Annotated in this window: 1 protein-coding gene; it reads left to right on the top strand. The window is 66.2% G+C overall.

All coding sequences use genetic code 11. From position 1 onward, the window contains the following. Positions 1-1,096, top strand: a 1,096-nt coding sequence (locus tag ABT116_RS48140) for a YifB family Mg chelatase-like AAA ATPase (protein WP_351647826.1), incomplete at its 5' end; no start/stop codon positions are given. Positions 1,097-1,202: the final 106 nt, after the last annotated feature.

Here is a 1,202-nt window from a genome sequence, read left to right as displayed (position 1 = left end):
GGTTCCGGCTCGGGCGTTGGCTGAGGCGGGCCTGGTCAAGGGGATCGAGGTGCTGGGCGCTGACGATCTGTCCGCGGTGATCGGGTGGTTGCGTGGGGAGTTGGCGCTGGCTGTTCCTGATGTTTTCGAGCGTGCTGGTGTGGTGGCGGTGCGGGATTTGAGTGAGGTTGTCGGGCAGACGGATGCTCGGTGGGCGATCGAGGTTGCGGCGGCGGGTGCGCATCATCTGATGTTGACGGGTCCGCCGGGGATCGGGAAAACGATGTTGGCGCAGCGGCTTCCGGGGATTCTTCCGCCGTTGACGGAGGGGGAGTCGTTGGAGGTGACGGCGATTCATTCGGTGGCGGGGGTGTTGCCGGAGGATCGGCCGTTGATCGACATGCCGCCTTTCATTGCGCCGCATCACAGTTCGTCGGTCAGCTCACTGGTGGGTGGTGGTAGTGGGATGGCTCGTCCTGGTGCGGTCAGCCGGGCCCATCGTGGCGTGCTGTTCCTCGACGAATGTGCCGAGATCGGGGTGAAAGTGCTCGAAGCGCTACGTACGCCGCTCGAAGACGGGGAGGTGCGAATCGCCCGGCGGGACGGAGTTGCGTGGTACCCGGCGCGGTTCCAGCTGATCCTGGCCGCCAATCCCTGCCCGTGCGCGCCGCCGAGAGACGCGGATTGTGTTTGTGCACCCGCGGCGCGTCGCCGGTACCTGGGGAAATTGTCCGGCCCGCTCTTGGACCGAGTCGACATCAGGGTCCGGATGCAAGCCGTTGCGACCGGAGCGCTGATCGACGAAGTGGGGGAAAGCACCGGCGATGTTCGTGCGCGCGTGGCGGCAGCTCGAGACACTGCAGCCCAGCGGTGGAGCGAGTACGGGTGGCGGACCAACGCGGAAGTGCCAGGGCCTGCGTTGAGGCAGAAGTTCAGACTCTCGCGTGCGGCGTTGGCGCCGGTGGAACGGGCGCTGCGTAAAGGGGTGATAACCGCTCGTGGGGCTGACCGAGCGTTGCGGGTTGCCTGGAGTGTCGCCGATCTGGCAGGTGAGGCGATGCCCGGACCAGACCAAGTTGTCACCGCACTCGACTTCCGAGACAGGGGATTCCAATGACTACACACGATCCACGACTACTCGCTTGGGCATATCTGTCCCGCGTCGTGCCGCACGATCTGCTCGGTCCTGCCGCCCGCCCGCCAGGCGGAGGTGCTGCGCGCGT

Origin of the sequence: Streptomyces sp. NPDC002130, from assembly GCF_040296465.1 — a bacterium.
Taxonomy (GTDB): domain Bacteria; phylum Actinomycetota; class Actinomycetes; order Streptomycetales; family Streptomycetaceae; genus Streptomyces.
This window is presented reverse-complemented; position numbering and strand designations above follow the sequence as displayed.